Origin of the sequence: Tropicibacter oceani (assembly GCF_029958925.1) — a bacterium.
In the GTDB taxonomy this organism is placed as follows: Bacteria; Pseudomonadota; Alphaproteobacteria; order Rhodobacterales; family Rhodobacteraceae; genus Pacificoceanicola; species Pacificoceanicola oceani.
In genome coordinates this window covers 1,872,956-1,890,632 of sequence record NZ_CP124616.1, presented here as the reverse complement: position 1 = coordinate 1,890,632, position 17,677 = coordinate 1,872,956, and the positions used below count along the sequence as shown (strand labels likewise).

The window sequence follows — 17,677 nt, the reverse complement described above, 5'->3', positions numbered from 1 at the left end:
CAAACACCCAGGTACACCCCAGGAGGACAAGGCGGCATGGCGCGACGACGGATCGGATTTTGGTCCAATGCCTCCCTGACGTCCAAGTTCCTGCTGATCGCGGTGCCGCTGACGGTTCTCGTGACCGTGACCACCTTTGCCCTGCTGGAAACCAACCGCACCCGCACCGCCATGGCCGAGCTGGACCAGCGCATCGCGCAACTGGCCAGCATCCAGGCCGCCGCCCTGTCCGGCCCGGTCTGGAGCTTCAACCAGACGCAGATCGACCTGATCCTCGATGCCATCGTGAACGACCCGGACCTGGTCGGCATCCTGGTGCGCGACGATCTGGCGGCACCGCTGGGGCAATCGGGGATCACCTCGGATCAGGGTGCCCTGTCACAAGGCGCGGTGATCTACCGGGTGCAGGATCAGGGCCCCGCCATGGTGCTGGGAACGGTCCGGTTGTTCTACACCCGCGACCGGCTGGCGCAGGAAAGCCTGCAACAGGTGCGCACCGCCGCCGTGGTCACCGCCCTTCTGACGCTGGCGCTGGTGGTTTCGGCGCTGGTGGCGCTGCAGTATGCGGTGCGCCTGCCGCTGCGCCAGTTTGGCCGGGCCATCGACGCGGCACGCGAAACCAACCGCCACGTTGCGGTCGACGTCACCACGGGCGATGAATTCGGCAACCTGGCCAGCGCCTACAACACCCTGCAAAAACAGCAAAAATCCGACAAGGAACAGTTGCGCCGCATTCAGGACAACCTTGAAACCCTGGTCGGAGAGCGCACGCGCGAACTCAAGGCCGCCATCGACGCGCTGACAACCCGCGAAGGCGAAATCCTGCGCGCCCGCGACGATGCCCGCGAGGCGCTGACCCGGCTGCGGCGCACCCAGGACAGGCTGGTGCAGTCGGAAAAGATGGCCAGCCTTGGCCAACTGACCGCCGGGATCGCCCATGAAATCAAGAACCCTCTGAACTTCATCAACAACTTCTCGGTCTTGTCACAAGAGTTGCTGGCCGAACTTGCCCAGATCCTGCGCGCCGCGGACGGCAGCATTGACCACAGGCAAGCCTGCGACGCCATCGACCTGATCGAAACGGTCACCGGCAACCTGGCACGGGTTCAGGACCACGGGCGGCGCGCCGACAGCATCGTGCGCACCATGCTGCTGCATTCCCGTTCGGGGCCGTCAAGCCTGCAAAACAGCGGCCTGAACGCCATCCTGAACGAGGCGCTCAAGCTGTCCTTTCATTCATCCCGCGCCGAACTCGAAGGTTTCAACATCGACATGGTCACCGACTACGCACCGGACCTGCCGCCGATCCAATGCCATGCGCAGGATCTGTCGCGGGTCTTCATCAACGTGATTTCCAACAGCATGTACGCCACCCATCAGCGCAGCCAGTCCAGCCAGGCGGAACAGCCGGGCTATGCCCCGTTGATCAAACTTTCGACCCGGCTGACCAAGGACGGCCAGGCCGAAGCGCGGATCGAGGACAACGGCAACGGCATCCCCCCCGAAGCCGCCGAAAAGATCTTTACCCCCTTCTACACCACCAAGCCCGCCGGCGAAGGCACCGGGCTGGGCCTGTCGATTTCCTACGACATCGTCGTGAACCGGCATGGCGGCGACATTCGCGTCGAACATCCCCAGGACGGCGGCGCGCGCTTTGTGATCACCCTGCCGCTGACCCAGCCCGAAGGCGCAGCGCAGGACGCGCCCCGGCGCATGGCCTTGCAGGGCTCCGCGCCATGACCACCCGCCCCCCGCGCATTCTGGTCGTCGACGACGAACCCGACGTCGAGGCCCTGATCCGGCAGAAATTCCGCCATGAAATCAAGGCAGGCAGTCATGATTTCCTGTTTGCCGGCGATGGCATCGAGGCGCTTGAACTGATCGACCGCCATGCTCCCATCGACGTGGTCCTGTCCGACATCAACATGCCGCGCATGGACGGGCTGACCCTGCTGTCGCACCTGTCGCGCCGCCCCGACAGCCCGGCCACCATCATCGTTTCGGCCTATGGCGATCTTCGGAACATCCGCGCCGCGATGAATGCCGGCGCCTTCGATTTTGTCACCAAGCCGATCGAACTGGACGATCTGTCGGTGACGCTGGACAAATGCCTGGCCCATGTCGACAAGCTGAACACCATGAGCCAGGAGGCCGCCCGCGCCCAAAAGACCGAGGCCCTGCTGTCGCGCTATTTCTCGCCCGCGGTGATCGACAGCCTCAAGCGCAACGGCGCCCGGATCGAGGCCCAGGGCGAGCGGCGCGAAGCCACCTTTGTCTTTACCGATCTGGAAAACTTCCTGCCGCTGGTCGAAAGCTCGGACCCGGCGCAGGTGGTGGCGGTGCTCAACGCCTATCTGGACGGCATCACCCGGCAGATCTTTGAACACAACGGCACCGTGATGAAGGTGATCGGGGATTCGGTCTATGCCATCTTCGGCGCGCCGCTGGACGACCCCGACCACGCCGCCGCCGCCGTCGATTGCGCGCTGGCCATCGACGCCTTTTCCCAGGACTTCCGCGCCCGGCAGCAGCGCAGCGGCCTGGCCCTGGGCCAGACCCGCATCGGCGTGCACACCGGCTGGGCCATCATCGGCAGTTTCGGCGGCGACAAGTTCTTTGACTATGCCGCTTATGGCGCGGCGGTGAACCTTGCCTCGCGGCTGGAAAGCGCCAACAAGGCGCTTGGCACAAGGGTCTGCGTCAGCCAGGACACCGCCGGGCGGATCGACGGGTTTCGCGGCCGCATCATCGGCGATCTGGCCCTGCGCGGCGCCGACGCGCCGCTGCGCTGTTTCGAACCCGTTCCCGCCGCCCGCATGTCCGACGAGGCGCTGCAAACCTACGACCAGGCGATGCAGGCGCTGCACGCCGGCGATGCCGGTGCACGGCAAAAGCTGGCCGGGCTGGTGGCCCGCGACCCGGGCGACGGGCTGGCCGCCTTTCACCTGGGCCGGCTTCTGTCCGGCCAGTGGCAACCTTTGATCCGGATCGACAAGGCGGACTGAGCGGCTATTCCGGCCGGCAGATCTCGCCCCGCGTTGCGGCCAGCGCGGTGCGCGCGATCAGCCCCAGCACGACCGCCAGCAGCAGCGCCAGCAGCGCGCCGCCCAGCAGGTCATGCGCCCCCGACCCCGCCAGCGCGCCATAGCGCAGCGTCGCGATGGTCAGCGCCGCGATCGGAAAGCTCAGCGCCCACCACGACAGCGCGAAAGGCAGCCGCGCGATCGCCGGGCCCTGCATCGCCACGATCCCGGCAAAGGTGATCCCGGCGTAATACAAAATCCGCGCAAAGGCATCCAGCTGCCCGCCGTTCAGCTGCAACCACGCCAGAAAGCCCACCGCAGGCGGCGCGATCAGGATCACCAGCGTCGGATACAGCCGCCCGGGCAGCGGATCGTGAAAGATCAGCCGGTTCATCACCAGCGTCAGCAGCACGATCCAGAACACCAGCCCTGTGGCAAAGAACAGCCACGACAGCTCGACAAAGCCCAGCGACACCCCTGCCACCGGCGCCACCACGTTGCCCACCGCCGGGATGAACCACGCCGGTGAGATGTGCATCGGCTGAAACGGCCTGCGCCCGATCCAGCCCGAAATCACCGACAGGAACAGCACTGCCTGCAAGGCCGCCCCGACGCTCCAGACCACCAGCGCAGCCTGCCCGAAATCCGCCCGCAAGGCCGTCGCGATCAGCATCAGCGAAATCGAGATCGCCGGGAAAAACGCCAGCTTGACCGGGTGGTTCCATTCGCCCGCGATGGCCCCGGGATGGCGCAGCGCCTTGAGCGCGAACAACAGCGCCACCCCGACAAAATCCGCAATCGTCACCCACAACGCCAGGGTCGACGCGCCATGCCCCCAGCCAAAGCGCGTTTCGGCCAGATGCAGCGCCAAGGTCAGCCCCGCCAGCCCCATCACGGTGGCAAAGAAGGTCACGGGAAAATGCGCAAGCCTTGGTTCGGCGGGATCAAGGGCGGTCTGTGTCATGGTCGGGCCTGTCTGTGCAAAAGATACATCCTGCTTCTGGAATATTGCCCGCCCACCCGCGTTGAGCCAGATCAAACTGCCCGAAACAAACAAAAAGGCGCCGCAGGTTTCCCCGCGACGCCAAAGGCCCCGAAAGACCGCAAATAACCGCCTTAGAACATGTCGTATTCGTCCTGGATCAAGTCCACGTTGGTCGTGGTCAACAGCGCCGCATCGACGCCTTGCAGCAGCACGGATTCGCCATCGGCCAGGGTGATCAGCGCGCCCTCGGGCGTCTGGGTGACGATGTCGGCCAGTTCCGGCGCGGTCGTGCCTGGATCATAGGTGACCTGCACCACGTCCTCGATCACGTCGAAATCGGTGATCGTGTCGTTGCCGTCGTCGTAAAACCCATCCCCGGGATAGACGTAATAGCTGAACACATCCGCCCCGGTGCCGCCGGTCAGCAGATCGTCCTCGGCCCCGCCATAGATGGAATCATCGCCCGCGCCGCCGTCGATCGTGTCATTGGGCGTGCCATAGACAAAGCCTGCCTCTGACCCCATGATCACGTCGTTTCCGTCGCCGCCAAAGTAGTGATGCGGATCGTCGCCGCCCAGCATGACGTCATCGCCGCCGCCGCCATAAACGCTCAGCCCGCTGGGGCCGCCGACAAAGGTGAATTCGTCATTGCCCTCGGTGCCAATCACCGCTTCGAAATTTTCCGCGACGACGATGAAATCCGTTGGCGAATATTGGATCACCTCGATGGTATTGCCGGAATAGGTATCAAAGACCCGAACCCCGGTGCCATCCGTGCGCGGCGCGATGCCCGACAGGTCCAGTACATCGGTGCCCGCCCCGCCATCGGCATAGTCGTCGCCGCCCAGCGTGACCGCCAGCGTATCATCGCCGCCCAGCCCAAGGATCGTATCGTCGCCTGACGTGCCTTGCAGCAGGTCATTGCCCTCGGTCCCCGTGGTGATGCCGCCGACAAAGCTGATCGGGGTGAACAGCACGTTGTCCGACAGGTCCGCGTCATCGACATAGGCATAGCTGCCATAGTCAAAGAACCGGTCCCCGACCACAACGCCGATGTGATAGTCGCCCGGCGCCGCAATGTCCGACAATTCGACATTCACTGTCGCGCTGCCCGTTTCTGCGGGATCAAGGCTGATGGTGCCGGTGCCCAGCACGATGTCCGAGGCGTCGAACACCGCATCCGCGCTCAGAACCACGCTATAGCCAAAGCCGCGCACGCCGCTCAGCGTGCTTTCGTTGGCCAGATCCACCGTCACGTCGAAATTGCCGTTGTTGGTGGTCAGATCCCAATCACCGCCGCCCCAGGGGGTTTCATAGGTGATCCCGGTCGCCGCCGCATCGGCCACGGGCTGCGCGGTCTCGATCACCTCGAAACTGGTCCATTCGGTGGCATTGTCGGTCTCGTCGGTTTCGTCAAAGCTGTCGTTGGTGTCGATCGCGCCCATGACGTAATAGGTGCCGGGGGCGTAGTCCCAGCCGATCTCAACGCTGCTGGGGATGCTGAAGGTGCTGCGATCGCCAAACGACCCCGAGGTCACCAGCCGGGTTTCCACAACCCCGGTCATGTCCGGCGTGGTCGAGATATACAGCGTCATCTGCACCGGCGTGCCGCCCGGAACCGGATCGAACGCGGCGATGTAGTCATGCGTGATGCTCAGGTAATTGCCCTGATCCACCGTCGGTCCGGCGGTGATGCCGGTGGCCACAAGGTTGTATTTCGGCGCGCCCGACAGCGTGTGAAAATCCACCGTGCCATCGCCGAACGTGATGGTTTCCACGTCGCGCAGCAGCGTGGTGTTGCCGCCCGAGTGGGTCAAAAGAACCTCGGTCCCGCCCAGCCATTGCACGCTATAATCCGCCTGATCGCCCGCGAGATAGGCGCGGTCATTGCCCTCGCCGCCGTCGATGGTGTCGCTGCCGTCGCTGGCGGCCGCGCGCAGGATGTCGTCGCCCGTCCCGCCAAACAGCACATCGCTGCCCTTGCCGCCGTTCAGCGTATCATTGCCCGACCCGCCATACAGCAGATCGTCGTCCGCCCCGCCGTACAGCTTGTCGTTGCCTTCGTTGCCATACAGCGTGTCGTTGTGCCGGTTGCCGCTAAGAACGTCATCACCCAGACCGCCGCCAAGGCTGTCGTCTTGGTTGCCGCCCTTCAGGGTATCGGCCCCGTCCTGTCCCAGCAGGGTGTCATTGCCCCCGCGCCCGATAATTGAGTCGTCCCCTGCCGTTCCGGTCAGAAGGTTATCCCATTTGTTGCCTGCAATCGTCATCGCCGCCTACTCTCAATTGTATCAAATCAACCAACACGTGTTGGCCGCGGACACAATCGGAATGGCGCGACTTAGCGTCAACCGCGCAAACCCGGAAAACTTTCAAAGCCCCGTCAGCGTTGCGAAAAAGACTCGGGTCCTACCCCGCCTTACTTGCTGAACAGGAAATGCAGCACGTCGCCGTCCTTGACCTCATAGGTCTTGCCCTCGGCGCGCATCTTGCCTGCATCCTTGGCGCCCTGTTCACCCTTGCAAGCGATGAAATCGGCATAGGCGATGGTTTCGGCGCGGATGAAACCCTTTTCGAAATCACCGTGGATCACCCCGGCCGCCTGCGGCGCCAGCGTGCCCTTGCGGATCGTCCAGGCGCGCGCCTCTTTCGGGCCGACGGTGAAATAGGTCTGCAGGTGCAGCAATTCGTAACCGGCCTTGATCAGACGATCCAGACCTGCCTCTTCCAGCCCCAGTTCCCCAAGGAATTCAGCGGCTTCGTCCGCGTCCAGCTGGCTGATCTCTTCCTCGATCTTGGCGCTGATCACCACGTGGGAATTGCCCTGCGCCGCCGCCATCTCTCCGACCCGGTCGCTCAGCGCGTTGCCTGTCGCGGCTTCGCTTTCGTCGACGTTGCAGACGTACAGCACCGGTTTCGACGACAGCAACTGCAACATCTTCCACTGCTTTTGGTCCTCGGCGTCCACCTCGACCACGCGGGCGGGCTTGCCCTCTTCCAGCGCGGCCAGCGCCAGCTTCATCAGGCGCTCCTGCTGGACCGCCTCCTTGTCGCCGCCGCGCACCTTGCGCACGATGTTCTGCAACCGCTTTTCCAGGCTTTCCATGTCGGCGATGATCAGCTCGGTCTCGATGGTTTCGGCATCGGCCACCGGATCGACACGGCCATCCACATGGGTCACGTCGTCATCCTCGAAACAGCGCAGCACATGGGCAATCGCGTCGGTTTCACGGATGTTGGCCAGAAACTGGTTGCCCAGCCCCTCGCCCTTCGACGCGCCTTTGACCAGCCCCGCGATATCCACAAAGGTCATGCGCGTCGGAATGATCTGTTTCGACCCGGCAATCGCCGCCAGCGTGTCCAGCCGCGCGTCGGGCACGGCCACCTCGCCCACGTTGGGTTCGATCGTGCAGAAAGGAAAGTTCGCCGCCTGCGCGCTGGCCGTCTTGGTCAAAGCGTTGAAAAGCGTCGATTTCCCCACATTGGGAAGCCCCACGATGCCCATACGAAATCCCATGTCCTGCGCTCCTGCCGTGCTTGAAACCAAAGGGCCAAAGCCCGCGCGGGGTCTACTCTTCCCCTTGGCGCGATGCAAGGGCGTGATACGCTGCACCCGCGCGCTGCCGCGCAGACACGAAAGGTGACCCATGCGACTCAATCCCTACCTGACATTCGACGGCAACTGCGAAGCGGCCATGCGCTTCTACCATGGCCTTCTTGGCGGCGACCTTCAGATCATGAAATACAACGAGATGCCCGACACCTCGATGGTGCCCGACGGCATGCAGGATCGGGTCGCCCACGCCGGTATCAAGACCGATGGATTCTGGCTGCAAGGTTCTGACAACATCGGGCAAATGCCCTTTGACGGCTACAAGGGTTTCACCATCCAGATCGATCTTGGCGATATCGACAAGGGCAAGGCCCTGTTCGACAGGCTCAGCGATGGCGGGTCCGTCATCATGCCCTACGGCGAACAGTTCTGGGCCCGGGGCTTTGGCATGGCGACGGACAAATTCGGTGTACCGTGGATGATCCACGTCGAATAGCGCGGGCGCCCCCCCCCGTCAGGCGCGCGCCACCAGCCGAAGGCCGACCGTCCAGAACCGCCATGCCAGCAGCACCGCCGCCACCGTCAGCCCCAGCGTCAGCCCCAGCCAGACGCCGACGCCGCCCATGCCCCAGGCAATGCCAAAGGCCCAGGCCGCCGGCATCCCCACCGCCCAATATGCCAGCGCCGCGACCACCATCGGCACGCGGGTGTCCTGCAACCCGCGCAGCAGGCCCAGGTGCAGAACCTGCGCCGCATCGACCAGCTGGAACAGCGCCGCCATGGCCAGCAGGCGGGTGCCAATGGCGATGATCTCGTCGCGGGAAGGGTCGGCGCTGTCGACGAACAGGCCGATCAGCTGCTCGGGGATCAGCAGAAAGGCGGCGATGGACAGCGCCACGCCAATCGCCCCCAGCACGACCACGACCTTGGCCCCCATGGCCAGATGCGCCGCATCACCCCGGCCCAGCGCATTGCCCGCGCGCACCGTGGCGGCGTTCGACAGGCCCATCTGGATCATGAAGGTCGCCGTGGTGATCTGCAAAGCCACCCCATGCGCCGCCAGCGGCACGGTGCCCAGCAGCCCCATCAGCACCGCCGAGGCCGCGAACAGCGCCACTTCGGCCAGCGTCGTCAGCCCGATGGGCAGGCCAAGGGCGAAAACCTGGCGGAACATCTCCCAGTCGGGGCGCCAGAAGCGGACGAAAATCCGGTGCTCTGGCAACAGGTTCACCGCATAAAGCACCACCAGCCCGAACCCCGCCGAGCTTGACGCGACCGAGGCCAGCGCCGCCCCCGAGATCCCCAGTTCCGGCGCGCCCCAGTTGCCAAAGACAAAGGCATAGTTGGCAAAGCCGTTCACCACCGCCGCCGCGATGGTGACCCACAGCACGACGCGGGTGTATTCCAGCCCCGCCAGATAGCTTTTGAAGGCCATGACCCCCAGCGCCGGCAACATGCCCCAGCCGGCGATGCGCAGATAGGTCTGCGCCAGCGCGGCGCTGTCCTCGGTCTGGCCCAGCATCAGCAGGATGGTGCCCGAAAACCAGAACAGCGGCATGACCGCCACAAAGAACAGCAGCGACAGCCACAGCGCCATGCGCGTGGCCCGGCGAATCTGCACCTCGTCGTCTTGCGCGGCGAAATTGGCCACCATGGGCATGATCGCCCAGGCAAAGCCCGATCCCAGCAGGAACAGCGTAAAGAAATACGACCCCGCCAGCGTCAGCGCCGCCAGTTCCGGCACGCCGTACCAGCCCATCATGACGGTGTCGGTCAAGCCGATGGCAAGTTGCGCAAGATGCCCGCCGATCATCGGCAGGCCAAGGGTCAGGACGGCGCGGGTATGGCCGCCAAATCGCATCGGTTCACTGGACATATCCCCGGCTTACGTCCGGCGCGCAGCCCTTGCAAGGGCACCGCGCGCCGGGCCGGTGATGGTCATGCCGCTGGTTGCCCTTCAGCCACCATGCTTGCGCGTATCGGGGTGCAGCGCGGTGCCCAGGATATGCTCGGACCGGTGGATGACATGCCCCGCCCCGCCCACGATCAGCGGATCGGGCGCGGTGGCAATGGCGTGGTCCTTGCCGGGGTAATCCAGCGTCGCCAGGAAATGGCGCATGGTGTTCAGGCGCGCGCGCTTCTTGTCGTCGGATTTGACCACGGTCCAGGGCGCATCGGCGGTATCGGTGTAGAAAAACATCGCCTCTTTCGCCTCGGTGTAATCGTCCCACTTGTTCAACGAGGCCTTGTCGATCGGCGACAGCTTCCACTGTTTCAGCGGATCGTGTTCGCGGCTTTCAAAGCGGCGGCGCTGTTCGGCCTGCGTGACCGAGAACCAGTATTTGTACAGCCGGATGCCCGACCGGACCAGCATCCGCTCCAGATCCGGGGTCTGGCGCATGAACTCGAGGTATTCGTTCGGCTCGCAGAACCCCATGACCCGCTCGACCCCGGCGCGGTTGTACCACGACCGGTCATACAGCACGATTTCCCCGGCGGTGGGCAGGTGCTGGATGTAGCGTTGGTAATACCATTGGCCGCGCTCCACATCGGTGGGCTTGTTCAGCGCCACGACGCGGGCATTTCGCGGGTTCAGGTGTTCGGTAAAGCGCTTGATCGTGCCGCCCTTGCCCGCCGCATCGCGCCCTTCGAACAACAGCACGAACTTCTGCCCGGTCTCCTGCGCCCAGATCTGCACCTTGAGCAGTTCCGCCTGCAACTGCGCCTTTTGCTTTTCATACTCGCGACGCGACAGCCGCGACTTGTAAGGATACTCGCCGGTCTCGAATGCACGGCGGATATCGGCGGGCGACGGCGCCTTGCTGTCCTTGGCCTTGGCGGCGGGTTTGGCCGCAGGGGCGGCGGGCGCGGCGACATCCGGTTTGGCCACGGCAGGCGCGGCATTGGCAGCAGGCTTCGGCGCCGTCACGGGGGCGGCTTTGGCGGTCTGGGCGGTCGGTGTCGTCATGCGCTTTCCTTTTCTCGAATGGTTGGCGCAATCTTATCCCTTTGCCCGCATCCCCACCTTGACACCTGTCAAATCCGGGCCGCTTTGTGGCCCCCTGCTACCCCTTCAACACGTCCCGCCAGCTGTACCGGGGCGCAAATCCCAACATCCGCTTGGCCTTGCGGTTGCAATACATCGTGTCGTTCCCCGCCATCTCGCGCTTGACTGGCACGCCTTCATAGAACCGCGCGCGCACCTCATCGTTGCTCAGCCCCACCGACAGATCGTCGTTCGAGACGTTGAACACCTCATAGCCCAGCCCATCCACCTGCAAACACCGCTCCACCATCTGCCCCAGATCGCGCACGTCGATATAGCCAAAGATGTTGCGCCGCCGCAGGCTGGCGTCCTCCAGATAGGCCGGAAAGGCCGCCTCGTACTCACTCGGCTCGATCACGTTGTTGATCCGCAGACCATAGATGTCGATGCCGCTGCGCGCCTGAAACGACCGCCCCGTGACCTCGTTGCAGACCTTGCTCATGGCATAGGCGTCCTCGGGCACGGTCGGGTGCTCTTCGTCCACCGGGATATAGGCGGGCCTGCGCATCCCATCGGCAAAACACACGCCATAGGTGGTTTCCGAACTGGCAAAGACCACCTTGGGAATGCCCAGCTTTACCGCCGCCTCCATGACGTTGTAGGTCGACAGCGTGTTGACCCGAAAGGTCTCGGTATCTGGCTGGATCAGGATCCGCGCCAGGGCCGCGAAATGCACCACCGCGTCGAACGTCGGCACCCCCGTCCCCGGCTCCAATTCGCCAAAGTTGCTATACCCCGACAGGGCCGAAAACACCTGCCCCGCGTCGGTCAGATCAACGATCAGGTTGTCGACCCCCGGCGCCTCCAGCGGCTGCAGGTCCAGGTTCAACACCTGATGACCATTCTCGACCAGCATCGGCAGAATATGCCGCCCCGCCTTGCCGCTTCCTCCTGTAAAGGCAATCCGCATCACACTCTCCTCTTGCATCCGCCGTATCGGCCATTGATTTTCCCCCGCGCTTCCGGCAACAGAACACCAGCACGCAAGAGGAATGACCATGACACGTATCGACGCCACTTTCGCAAAGCTGCGCAAGGATGGAAAGAAAGCTTTCGTTTCCTACATCATGGCGGGCGATCCGGACTATGACACATCGCTTGCGGTGATGAAGGGGCTGCCCGGCGCCGGTGTCGACATCATCGAACTGGGCGTGCCCTTCACCGATCCCATGGCCGATGGCGAAACCATCCAGCTGGCCGGTCAGCGCGCGCTCGAAGGCGGGATGACACTGTCAAAGACCCTGCAAATGGTCCGCGACTTTCGCGCCGGCGACAATGACACGCCGATCGTGCTGATGGGCTATTACAACCCGATCTATTCGCGCGGCGTCGACAAGTTCCTGGCCGACACCCAAGAGGCCGGGATCGACGGGCTGATCGTCGTCGACCTGCCCCCCGAAGAAGACGACGAGCTGTGCATTCCGGCGCAAAAGGCCGGGCTGAACTTCATCCGCCTTGCCACGCCCACCACCGATGACAAACGCCTGCCCAAGGTGCTGCAGAACACCTCGGGCTTTGTCTATTACGTCTCGATCACCGGGATCACCGGCGCCGCCGCCGCGCAGGCCGCCGATGTCGCCCCCGAGGTCGCCCGCATCAAGGCCCAGACCGATATTCCCGTGATCGTCGGCTTTGGCATCCGCACCCCCGAAACCTCGCGCGAGATTGCCGGCGTGGCCGATGGCTGTGTTGTCGGCTCGGCCATCGTGTCGGAACTGGCCAAGGGCAAGGGCGTCGATCAGGTGCTGTCCTTCGTCAAGACACTGGCCGACGGCGCGCATTCCGCCTGATCCGCCGCCGCGCCTGACGGCGCCTCTGGCCCCTGGCACAAGGGGGCCAGCATGCCCGCCATGGCGCGCGCCAACACCTCGCGGCGCACCGGTTTGGCGACATGGGCGTCGATGCCCTGCCGCAGGTAATCCTGTACCTGATGGGTCATGGCATTGGCGGTCAGGGCAATGATCGGAACGCGCGGCAGGTCCCGCGCGATTTCGAACTGGCGGATATAGCTTGCCGCCTCCAGCCCGTTCATTTCGGGCATGTTCACATCCATCAGGATCAAATCGAACGGGTTCGAACAATGCGCCGCGACCGCCGCCGCGCCATCGTTCACCATCACCATGTCCAGCCCATAGCGCCGCAGCATCAGGCGCAGGACCTGCTGGTTGGTCATGTTGTCCTCGGCGGCCAGCACGCGCCAGGGCTGGCTGACCAGGATCATCTCGTAATCGGCATCGGCGCTGTCGTGGCCGTCTGGCGGGCTGACTGCCTCGCGCGCGGCGATGCTCGCCACGAATTCCGACCCGCCGCCCTCGCGCGCGTCATAGACAAGATCCCCGCCCATCAGCCGGCACATCTCGCGCGAGATGGCCAGCCCCAGCCCGGTGCCCCCAAAGCGCCGGGTGATCGAGGATTCGGCCTGCGAAAAGGCCTTGAACAGGCTGTCCTGGCGCGATGGATCGACCCCCGGCCCGGTGTCCGACACCCGGCAGCGCACCTGCCCGTCCTCGACCCACAGCCGCACCTCGATCCCGCCCGAGGTGGTGAACTTGGTCGCGTTGGAAAACAGGTTGCTGATCACCTGCCGCAGCCGCGTCGGATCGCTTTGGATATGGCGTCTTGCGCTGTCCTCGATGTGCAGGGCAAAGCTCAGCCCCTTTTCCCGCGCCCTTGGCGCATACATCTGGCATTGTTCCTCGACCAGCGCGGGCAGATCAAAGCCGATGCTTTCGATCTCCATCTGCCGGGCCTCGATCTTGCTCAGGTCCAGGATGTCGTTGAGCAGCGACAAAAGCATGTCGCCCGACGATTGCATCAGCGAAACCATCTCGGCCTGCTCGTCGTTCAGCCCGCTTTCCGACAGCGCCGCGCCCATCCCCAAAAGCCCGTTCAGCGGCGTGCGGATTTCATGGCTGATCATCGCCAGAAAGCTGCTCTTCGCCTCGCTCGCGTGTTCGGCCAGGGTTTTCGCCGCCTCCAGATCCGCCGTGCGCCGCCTGACCTCCTCTTCCAGATGCCGGGCCTGGGCGCGCAATTCCTCGTTCGCCTGGTACAGCGCCCGCGACTTGACCTCCAGAAGCGACTCCACCTCCTTGCGCGCCAGCCGTTCGCGTTCATAGCGCTGGCGCGATACCTTGTCCGAAGGCGGGGTCACGGGCTTGTGCCACACAGGTCAGGCGTCCAGCTTGATCAGAAAGGTCGCCGCATGCCCCTCGCCCTCCAGCTGCCGCGATTGCCGCAACTGCCCCGGATGGCCGAAATGCACAAGACAGGCCTCGATCAGCCCATGGCAAAAGGCCACCAGCGGCCGCGACGACGAATAGTTCAACAACAGCTCGCGATCGTTGCGCCAGGTCGTGGCAAAGGTCGGCAGCTCTGCATCGGGATACAGCTTGCGCACCTCGACGTGCACCTCGCTTTCGATCGCATCCAGCATTTCCAGCGCATTGGCCTTGCCCTCGAAGAACCCCGGGTAGTTCACCGAAAACCGCCCGAACATCCAATGCCCGAACTGCCGCTGCAATTCGTCCCCCGAAATCCCCGTCCGCGCGCTCAGCGCCCCGACGATCCCGAACAGCTCCGAACACGGATAGGACCCGACCGCCGAATAGGCCCCGCCGCCCTCCAGTTCCAGCCCGTCCAGCACCTCGTCGACCACCTCTTCGCCCAGGGCCGACTCGGCCATTTCAAGCAGTTCCGTAAAAACCAGTCCCTTCACAGGTCTCTCCCTTTGCGCCGGCCATCGCCTCCTGCCTAGACAAAAGCTATGAATCCCCGCTTAAAATGCCTGTGCGCCAAAGTCACATTGCACCCACCCCGCAACATTGGTAAAGCAACCTTACCAATTCAGGAAAAACGCGAGTCCCGCCATGCCCGTCATCACCGAAATCGAGGACCTCAAGCGCATCTACCGCCGCCGCGTCCCCAAGATGTTCTACGACTACTGCGAATCCGGCTCCTGGTCCGAACAGACCTTCCGCGAAAACTCCTCGGACTTCGATGACATCTACCTGCGCCAGCGCGTCGCCCTCGACATGGCCAACCGCTCGACCGCGACCCAGCTGATCGGCCAGGACGTCTCCATGCCCGTCGCCCTCGCCCCCGTCGGCCTCACCGGGATGCAGCACTTCGACGGCGAAATCAAAGCCGCCCGCGCGGCCGAAAAATTCGGCGTCCCCTATTGCCTCTCCACCATGTCCATCTGCTCGATCGAGGATGTGGCGTCAAACACCTCCAAACCCTTCTGGATGCAGGTCTACACCCTCAAGGACGACACCTTCATGCAGAACCTCTTTGACCGCGCAAAGGACGCCAACTGCTCCGCCGCCGTCATCACCGTCGATCTGCAACTGCTCGGCCAGCGCCACAAGGACGTCAAGAACGGCCTCTCTGCCCCGCCCAAGCTGACCCCGAAATCCATCGCCAACATGATGACCAAGGTGCAGTGGGGCCTTGGCATGTTGCAGACCAAACGCCGCTTCTTCGGCAATATCGTCGGCCACGCCAAGGGGGTCTCCGACGCCTCCTCGCTGACCACCTGGACCGCCGAAAGCTTTGACCAATCCCTCAACTGGGACCGCATCCGCGAGTTCCGCAAGATGTGGGATGGCCCCCTGATCATCAAGGGCATCATGGACCCCCGCGATGCGCTGCAGGCGCTGAACGTCGGCGCCGACGCCATCGTCGTGTCGAACCACGGCGGCCGCCAGCTTGACGGCGCCCTCTCCTCGATCCGCGCGCTCGAACCCATCATGGACGCGGTCGGAGACAAGATCGAAGTCCACCTCGATTCAGGCATCCGCTCGGGCCAGGACGTGCTCAAGGCCGTCGCCATGGGCGCCAAAGGCTGCTGGATCGGCCGCGCCTACGTCTATGGTCTGGGCGCGATGGGAGAGGCCGGCGTAACCAAGGCGCTCGAGGTCATCCACAAGGAACTCGACATGTCCATGGCGCTGTGCGGCCACCGCGACATCAAAGGCGTCGACCGAGACATCCTCATGGTCCCAAAGGGGTTCAGTGGGGAATGGGAGTGAGGGGCGGCTTGAATCAGTCTTTTTCCAAAGACCTCTGAATAGAGTCAGCAAGCCTGCTACCGGCCCCAACGATCTTCGACAGAACTTTCAACTGCTCTCGACACGAAACGTTGTCTGTCGGGACAGGATAATTTATTCTATGATCGATCTCACCCCATATTTCCTCAAACAGAGTCCGAACTTGCAGTTCGCAACAAATTGGGCGGTCTGCACGCGGCTTCAAAAGGTAATGAACACTCGTGTAACTGGTGTCCCTTTGGTCGACTTGCAGATCGAAATTCTTGAAGAACAAAGAAGCTTCAGGGTCCCATGTAAAAGCCTTCGGCCGCTCATGAAATACCCAATCTTCTCCTTCCACCTTTGCTCGAATCGCAGCATCGACTGTTGCAAAGTCCCCTTGAAATAGAAGCAATAGCCTAACCCCAGCAAGATCAGTTACTTCTTCAAACAAGTTTTCCGGAGTAATCCCTCTCCCCTCACTATTCTTTCTTTCAATTTTCGCTCTTAAATTTTCCAACCCCTTCATTCTGGCCTTAATTGAGTGAACCACAGACACTCCGTCCGTCTTTAGAAGAGAATGGCGCGAAAAAAACTTCTGAACACCATCCATGAAAATTTCAGTATCTTCTCGGCCCGCCAAGTAAGCGGCCTCAAAGTCATTCCACTCAGCATCTTCCATTTAAACGGCCTTCAGTCGATCAATCACATCCGCCGCGAACTTTGCGTAAGCTCCCTGCGTTGCCTCGTAAATTCTTTTGTTCCCGCGAATAGTACGAGCGTCGTCTGGCTCCAAATCGTTGCTCGATGGCAATAGCCACATTGGCAGGTGATACTTCTGAGCCATACTCGGCAAAGTATTGTGGCCATAAATCACAGCCTCATCACCAATACTTACCTTCAGGCGGGCCTTATCAACTCCCGCCATTAGATCAGATGGTATTGCCGAGAACACTACGTCAGGCAACTTTTTAGCATAATTGTAGTGTGCCGTAGCGATACCCATCTCATTAGTAGACTTCGATCCCTGCAGCCTACGGGCATTATAGAGAGTGAAACCCAAAAATTTCACAAACTGTTTCGAAAACTTATGACGCTTGGCGTCAGATAGAAGAGTGAATATGCTATCGTACTGCTTCTTCCACTGCCCCAAAGCTGCACCAATATTTCGAATCCCATAGACGGAAAACAAATCCGGGTTACCTGGAATGATGAAAGCATCAGCTTGGCTCAGAACATTTCTATTCAATGCTCCCAGAGATGGCGACGTATCCAGCACCACGATATCATAATTGTAATCGTCCGCATAACTTTCCGCCATAGCTCGAACGGCAGTAGCAGTTCGAATGGACAATGGATCTCCGGAGTAGACACTTGAAAACCTTTCGGCGACCTTCGATTCAAATGTGTGCAACGTCAATCGACCTGGAACCAAATCCAAGTTGTCGGTTATGTTCAGAGGCGGCGGGAGCTCCCGCAACTCTTCAGTACCATCTTCAATTGGCTTGAGCGCAAAATGAACAGAGCGTTGTTGAGACGAAAATTTATTAAACTTTTTCTCGCTCATTTCCCCACGAGCCGCCTTGAAGTCCTCAATAAAGTCGTCCTCTGGCAACCAAATCTTCTCAATAACCTCCTCCTCTAGAGCATAAACTGTAAGATTGCATTGTGGATCCAAGTCAATCATCAGCACGCGCACCCCTTTCTCTGCGAGAGCATGCGCCATATGATAAGTTAGAGTGGTTTTCCCCACACCACCTTTGTTGTTAAACACAGTAAGTATCTTCATTCACTTTTCCGATGCGACAGGCCACCTTACAACCATCAGTAAAGAAGCGATAAGCTTTTTTCAACAATACCTTTATCTCAGACTGCATCCGGCACACAGATGTTCCGAATAGACGCAAACAAGTACCAAATGCCAACGAAGGCTTCATCCCTCCACACATCAGAACATTAGTTCTGTTGCGAATGGGAGACCATTAACCCATTGTTAACAAACAAGGTTTCGCCGCGAAACCTTGGGGGTCACAGCTTTCA

At 62.0% G+C, this 17,677-nt stretch carries 15 protein-coding genes; 5 read left to right on the top strand and 10 right to left on the bottom strand.

Translation table 11 applies throughout. The features are described 5' to 3' along the window. Positions 1 to 36 precede the first annotated feature (36 nt). On the top strand, positions 37 to 1,740 hold the full coding sequence (locus tag QF118_RS09130) for a sensor histidine kinase (protein ID WP_282302312.1): 1,704 nt from the start codon (positions 37 to 39) through the stop codon (positions 1,738 to 1,740). Continuing rightward, the gene (locus tag QF118_RS09125; protein ID WP_282302311.1) at positions 1,737 to 3,005 is read left to right on the top strand and encodes an adenylate/guanylate cyclase domain-containing protein; all 1,269 of its coding nucleotides are present in this window, start codon (positions 1,737 to 1,739) and stop codon (positions 3,003 to 3,005) included. Before QF118_RS09130 ends, QF118_RS09125 begins: the two co-directional genes overlap by 4 nt. A gap of 4 nt (positions 3,006 to 3,009) precedes the next feature. On the opposite strand, the gene QF118_RS09120 is transcribed toward QF118_RS09125, so the two are convergent. The 3 genes from QF118_RS09120 to ychF form a co-directional block, all read right to left on the bottom strand. Further along, a complete protein-coding gene (locus QF118_RS09120; RefSeq protein WP_282302310.1) occupies positions 3,010 to 3,987 on the bottom strand; it encodes an SLAC1 anion channel family protein in 978 nt (325 codons plus the stop codon). 152 nt (positions 3,988 to 4,139) lie between these two features. Beyond that, a complete protein-coding gene (locus QF118_RS09115) occupies positions 4,140 to 6,278 on the bottom strand; it encodes a calcium-binding protein (RefSeq protein WP_282302309.1) in 2,139 nt (712 codons plus the stop codon). A 149-nt stretch (positions 6,279 to 6,427) separates the two neighbouring features. Then, positions 6,428 to 7,525, bottom strand: a complete 1,098-nt coding sequence (ychF, locus tag QF118_RS09110) for a redox-regulated ATPase YchF (RefSeq protein WP_282302308.1) — start codon at positions 7,523 to 7,525, stop codon at positions 6,428 to 6,430. A 130-nt stretch (positions 7,526 to 7,655) separates the two neighbouring features. On the opposite strand from ychF, the gene QF118_RS09105 reads away from it, so the two are divergent. Continuing rightward, the gene (locus QF118_RS09105; protein ID WP_282302307.1) at positions 7,656 to 8,057 is read left to right on the top strand and encodes a VOC family protein; all 402 of its coding nucleotides are present in this window, start codon (positions 7,656 to 7,658) and stop codon (positions 8,055 to 8,057) included. An 18-nt stretch (positions 8,058 to 8,075) separates the two neighbouring features. Here the strand turns inward: QF118_RS09105 and QF118_RS09100 are convergent, their stop codons facing one another. The 3 genes from QF118_RS09100 to QF118_RS09090 form a co-directional block, all read right to left on the bottom strand. Then, complete coding sequence (locus QF118_RS09100; protein WP_282302306.1) at positions 8,076 to 9,437, bottom strand: MATE family efflux transporter; 1,362 nt, start codon at positions 9,435 to 9,437, stop codon at positions 8,076 to 8,078. Between the two features lie 81 nt (positions 9,438 to 9,518). Next, positions 9,519 to 10,529, bottom strand: coding sequence for a polyphosphate kinase 2 (ppk2, locus tag QF118_RS09095; RefSeq protein ID WP_282302305.1), 1,011 nt, complete (start codon positions 10,527 to 10,529; stop codon positions 9,519 to 9,521). Between the two features lie 97 nt (positions 10,530 to 10,626). Continuing rightward, positions 10,627 to 11,517 (bottom strand): NAD-dependent epimerase/dehydratase family protein, encoded by an 891-nt coding sequence (locus QF118_RS09090; protein ID WP_282302304.1) that lies wholly within the window; start codon positions 11,515 to 11,517, stop codon positions 10,627 to 10,629. Between the two features lie 88 nt (positions 11,518 to 11,605). On the opposite strand from QF118_RS09090, the gene trpA reads away from it, so the two are divergent. After that, complete coding sequence (gene trpA / locus QF118_RS09085; protein ID WP_282302303.1) at positions 11,606 to 12,397, top strand: tryptophan synthase subunit alpha; 792 nt, start codon at positions 11,606 to 11,608, stop codon at positions 12,395 to 12,397. Here the strand turns inward: trpA and QF118_RS09080 are convergent. Then, positions 12,346 to 13,761 carry an ATP-binding protein gene (locus QF118_RS09080; protein WP_282302302.1) on the bottom strand — a complete coding sequence of 472 codons (1,416 nt, stop codon included), beginning with the start codon at positions 13,759 to 13,761 and terminating at the stop codon, positions 12,346 to 12,348. The genes trpA and QF118_RS09080 overlap by 52 nt on opposite strands. 18 nt (positions 13,762 to 13,779) lie before the next feature. Next, positions 13,780 to 14,325 carry a heme NO-binding domain-containing protein gene (locus QF118_RS09075; protein ID WP_282302301.1) on the bottom strand — a complete coding sequence of 182 codons (546 nt, stop codon included), beginning with the start codon at positions 14,323 to 14,325 and terminating at the stop codon, positions 13,780 to 13,782. A gap of 151 nt (positions 14,326 to 14,476) precedes the next feature. Here QF118_RS09075 and QF118_RS09070 point away from each other — a divergent pair, with 151 nt between their 5' ends. Further along, positions 14,477 to 15,640, top strand: a complete 1,164-nt coding sequence (locus QF118_RS09070) for an alpha-hydroxy acid oxidase (protein WP_282302300.1) — start codon at positions 14,477 to 14,479, stop codon at positions 15,638 to 15,640. A gap of 13 nt (positions 15,641 to 15,653) precedes the next feature. On the opposite strand, the gene QF118_RS09065 is transcribed toward QF118_RS09070, so the two are convergent. After that, complete coding sequence (locus QF118_RS09065; protein WP_282302299.1) at positions 15,654 to 16,319, bottom strand: RelA/SpoT domain-containing protein; 666 nt, start codon at positions 16,317 to 16,319, stop codon at positions 15,654 to 15,656. Next, positions 16,320 to 17,426 carry a ParA family protein gene (locus tag QF118_RS09060; protein WP_282302298.1) on the bottom strand — a complete coding sequence of 369 codons (1,107 nt, stop codon included), beginning with the start codon at positions 17,424 to 17,426 and terminating at the stop codon, positions 16,320 to 16,322. Positions 17,427 to 17,677 lie beyond the last annotated feature (251 nt).